Raw genomic sequence first — 4,021 nt, forward strand, 5'->3', positions numbered from 1 at the left:
ATCGCGCTCTATTCGTTTGCGTTTAGAATAACATAAATAAATACGAAAAACCACAAATACTGCAAGCTTGCACTAGGTAATACATTTTGCTTCGCAAAAGTATTACCTAGTCGCTTGGCAGGCGGGGAGTTTCACTCCCCCCTGCACCCCTCTCAAAAACCATGGTGAACTTGGCTTCACCAAGTTGACCAATTAACATTTTTTGCTATTCGCAAAAAATAAGACCATTACTTTTTCTTGAAAAAGTAATACAAAAAGAAAAAGGTGTGAGGCAAAAATCGCCTCACATCTAACTCCGGCCTTTGGCCTGCGCCTCCCGTTGGTCGTTGCAAAACCGTGGACGCTGCCGCTCCACACCTAGGCCAAGCTAAGGTAGCTTGACCCCTGAAATGAGCGGGGAGAACCCCGCTCAAACTCACCCCCATCACTCGCCGTTAGGCAGGTCGAACAAGTGGTGGGGCTACTTGTTCGACTGCGTCGTTAGTGTGACGCTCCACTTCGTCAAGGTCGGGTAGTATTTTTTGCAAAGATCGCAAAAAATCTCCACACCTACCCTTGACTACGTTCCCGCTTGAAAAACAGGAAGATTCAGAATGAGTGCTGATTGATTTTAAAGAGCGAAGCGAAAATCTGAATTGTCTCTGCCGACTTGTCGGCGGTCTCTCTTTTTTTGTATCTTAATGGTTTTTATCTTGGTTTTTGTCTTGGTTTTTTTTGAGTTCTAAATTCAACTGAAAATGATATGCAGAGTAGAGACTAAATACACAGATAAGAGTGGAAAAAGGCTAAAACCGCTATAAACGCTGGTATAACAAGGTTTGTGGCGGTTTTGGGCGGTGTAATTTTTTAGCTCAAGCGGTGTAATTTTTTAGCTTTTTTAGTGTAATTTTTCTAGCTTGTATGATATACTTGCGCACGAAAGGGTGTGATGTAATGTCAACAATATCAAGCGATACTAAGTTTCTTGGAAATGGAAAATGGGTTAATCAAGATACTGGAGAAATGATTGAGGTAAACGAAGTAGTCAAGAGAGTTCCGAGGTCAGGTTTTGAAATTACGTATTTAACGTATTTTATGGATTTATTTGACAAATTGGGTGGTCAAAAGTATCAAGTGTTTAAGTACATCATAGAAAATCGGTCACGAGATACTAATACGTTAATTACGACTAACAAAGAGCTGTCACGTTTAACTAAGACTTCGACGAAAACTGTTCAAGACACAATTAACTTGCTGAAAGAGGCAGGGTTGATAGAGAGAAGAATGGGAGCAATTATGTTGAATCCTAAATTAGTTCATCGTGGTTCAAATCAAAAAGAAAAGTACCTACTCCAACGGTTCGAAGCTTTCGACCAAGCCGATTCAACCGAGAAATAGGTACCACATTCAAAAAATCGCTCACTTGTGGTCATTATATCATGAGTGAGCGATTTTTAATTACCGTGAGTGCCGTTTGGGACTACCAGCGAGTATTATTCTGCTTCTTCCAGAACAAGAGCTTAGATGGCTTAAAATCGACTAATTGACGAACCGCACGGACCAACAACCAAAAGCTAGCGTAAATTGCCGTCGCTAAAGCTACTAAACCAATCACGCCCAAAAAGCCGGCACCATAGGGGTGATTAGGCTGAATTTCAATAACTTTCTGGGTCAGAAGCCGTAAGCCCCAACCATTCCAGATCCCTTGGTAAATCAGCTCTTCAAGCACGAAGAAAATCACGGCCACGAGCAACAAACAGACGGCAAAACCGGCTAAATTCGGCGCCAATGATTGCCAGAACTGCCGTTTACTTGCTTTTTCTGCATTGTTTACCGTGGATTCAAAATCGGCTTGTTGGCGGGCAAGATCAGCTTGCTGTTGCTTTAGTTGGGCAGTAATGGATTTTTTTAGGGCTTCAGGTTGAATTTCAGTCAGTTTTTCTTGCAAAATGCGGTCAATTTCTTGGTGATACCACGCTTTTTCGTGGGCTAAGGCTTCTTCCTGCTTGGCGTGGAAATCAGTCGTGCTGTAGGTATGTGCCATTTGTTGAGCGGCCGCTTCTTTGACCATTTTTTGCAGATCAGGGACATTGGTTAAATCGACTTGTCCGTTGGCATAAGCAGTTAAAATTTGCTTGGCTAATTCTTCGTTTTGATTCATCGTTCGAGACCTCCTCGGTCGTGATAGTAAGTTTGCGTAGATCGTTCAGGCGCACGTTGTGGCTTCGGTGCAGTACGTTTCGCTAAATCTTGCTTAACCTCTTTGTGTTGTGCTTGCTCTTTGCGAGCCATATCGGCCTTGAAGCGACTAGCCACGTCTTGATATAAATGCTGGTCGGCTAGTCGTTGCTTAATTTGCTTTGCAAATCCGTGTACTGCGTCAGTAAATCGTTGTAAGCCGTCTGCAATGGTGCGAACTGCTGGTCTAATTCGCTGGTAGATTTGTTCAGCATGACTACCTTGGTCATTAATTTCTTGCATTGAAGTTCCAAGTCGTTCAATTTTTGTTGATTGCTGATTAAGCGCTGGTTTTCTTGGTTCAGTGTCTCGTTCTCGCTGTTCAAGCGCTGTATCAGTTGCTGTTGTGTCTCGCACAAGTTCAGTAGATCTTGCTTGGTCTTCACGGTCGAGTTGTTGTTCTGTTCTTTCTCTAGTTCGTCTCGCCAGCTCATTGTCGATGGCCTCCTTGTCGTAATCGGCTCCTAATCGCTTACCCCTTGCTCGTCTTTGCTTATGATTGGCGTCTAAAAACGCATATGAGACATTCTGCCCACGAATTGATACATTTACCTTATATTTAGTTAAACGCTCTGAGAACGTCTTAAAATCGCTCACAGAGGTATCTGCCATGACACTATCAATTCGAGAACGTAAATCGTGCATGTACGAGTATTGCCCTTTTTTGGTCAAGTCTTGTTCGGTCTTGGATTGATGTTCACGAACAGGTGTAATGACTTGCCAATGTTCACGCTCGGCAAGTCTATCGTTAATCTGGCGGGCACGTTCAACAGCTTCTCCGGGGCGCTCACGGAGTTTATGGCCGGTCTCAAGATTTACTTTATTGACGATGATGTGGTTATGCAGAACATGATTTTGGCCGTCAATGTGAGTGTAAACGGCCGTCTGATAGTCGGGATAGAGTTTTTCAGCTAATTCCACGCCTAAATCATTAGCGCGTTGCCAGTTTCCCGGGGTGGTTGGGTCAAGCTCATCAGCGGAAAAAGATTGTACAATTCGTTGAACTTGGTTGCGTTGCTGGGTTTGGTTATAAGCCTCACGGGTTAATTTAAACTGTTCTGGCGCAATTTCTGGCATCACTCCATTAGTGCCTCCAACGGCAACCGCACGGCAGTTTTGGAGGGCTTCTGGCTGTTTCAAGTCGTGGTTATCAAGCCAGCGCTCCGTATCGTTGTGCATGCCTTTGTTCTTACCGAGAGCGTAATTTAAAGCACTGGAAGCACTGGCACCGCTACTTATTTTTGCAATTGTCGGCATAATTGCTGATACTCCTTTTGAGTTTGGTCAAGTACGCCATAGGTATAGCGAAGCGCCTTAATCACCTCCTGATTATCTGGATTGTGATGGTCAAGTTGATTCAGGCGCTTTGCGATCTGATTGAGATTAGTACCTTGGCGAGTCAGTTCGAGGTGAAGTGTTTGGAAATCATCTTTGTTGAAATAAGGTTTACGCAAGTGAGACCGGAGCGCCAATTGTTTAGCGTATAAATTTGGAGACAGACCGAGTGTTTCTCCAGATTGTTTTAACTTAGCGTATTGGTCTTTACTGATACGAAATTGAACATATTCAGATTGTCGTTGTAATACATCTTTTTGATTAGACATCAACTAACCTCCTAAAAGCATTGTCTAGACGCTCATTATTCATTCGTCTCTAGGCAATATTTATGTAATTGTAATCGCGCTCTATTCGTTTGCGTTTAGAATAACATAAATAAATACGAAAAACCACAAATACTGCAAGCTTGCACTAGGTAATACATTTTGCTTCGCAAAAGTATTACCTAGTCGCTTGGCAGGCGGGG

Annotated in this window: 4 protein-coding genes; 1 reads left to right on the forward strand and 3 read right to left on the reverse strand. The window is 43.2% G+C overall.

Annotation, left to right across the window (positions count from 1 at the left end; translation table 11 throughout):
• Window positions 1-933: 933 nt before the first annotated feature.
• On the forward strand, window positions 934-1,377 hold the full coding sequence (locus FHL05_RS12185; RefSeq protein WP_060678089.1) for a replication/maintenance protein RepL: 444 nt from the start codon (window positions 934-936) through the stop codon (window positions 1,375-1,377).
• Window positions 1,378-1,459: 82 nt separating this feature from the next.
• On the opposite strand, the gene FHL05_RS12190 is transcribed toward FHL05_RS12185, so the two are convergent.
• Genes FHL05_RS12190 through FHL05_RS12200 form a run of 3 tightly spaced genes read right to left on the reverse strand, consistent with a single transcriptional unit; the run spans window position 1,460 to window position 3,821 of the window.
• Window positions 1,460-2,140 (reverse strand): hypothetical protein, encoded by a 681-nt coding sequence (locus FHL05_RS12190; RefSeq protein WP_153522839.1) that lies wholly within the window; start codon window positions 2,138-2,140, stop codon window positions 1,460-1,462.
• Window positions 2,137-3,474 carry a relaxase/mobilization nuclease domain-containing protein gene (locus FHL05_RS12195; RefSeq protein WP_153522842.1) on the reverse strand — a complete coding sequence of 446 codons (1,338 nt, stop codon included), beginning with the start codon at window positions 3,472-3,474 and terminating at the stop codon, window positions 2,137-2,139. The genes FHL05_RS12190 and FHL05_RS12195 overlap by 4 nt, the downstream gene beginning before the upstream one ends.
• Window positions 3,453-3,821, reverse strand: a complete 369-nt coding sequence (locus FHL05_RS12200; RefSeq protein ID WP_060678086.1) for a plasmid mobilization protein — start codon at window positions 3,819-3,821, stop codon at window positions 3,453-3,455. Before FHL05_RS12200 ends, FHL05_RS12195 begins: the two co-directional genes overlap by 22 nt.
• Window positions 3,822-4,021: the final 200 nt, after the last annotated feature.

This window comes from Companilactobacillus halodurans, from assembly GCF_009600995.1.
GTDB lineage: Bacteria > Bacillota > Bacilli > Lactobacillales > Lactobacillaceae > Companilactobacillus > Companilactobacillus halodurans.

Coding starts and splice junctions, on each gene's coding strand:
- FHL05_RS12200 (WP_060678086.1), bottom strand. CDS start 3,821: ATGTCTAATCAAAAAGATGTATTACAACGACAATCTGAATATGTTCAA.
- FHL05_RS12185 (WP_060678089.1), top strand. CDS start 934: ATGTCAACAATATCAAGCGATACTAAGTTTCTTGGAAATGGAAAATGG.
- FHL05_RS12190 (WP_153522839.1), bottom strand. CDS start 2,140: ATGAATCAAAACGAAGAATTAGCCAAGCAAATTTTAACTGCTTATGCC.
- FHL05_RS12195 (WP_153522842.1), bottom strand. CDS start 3,474: ATGCCGACAATTGCAAAAATAAGTAGCGGTGCCAGTGCTTCCAGTGCT.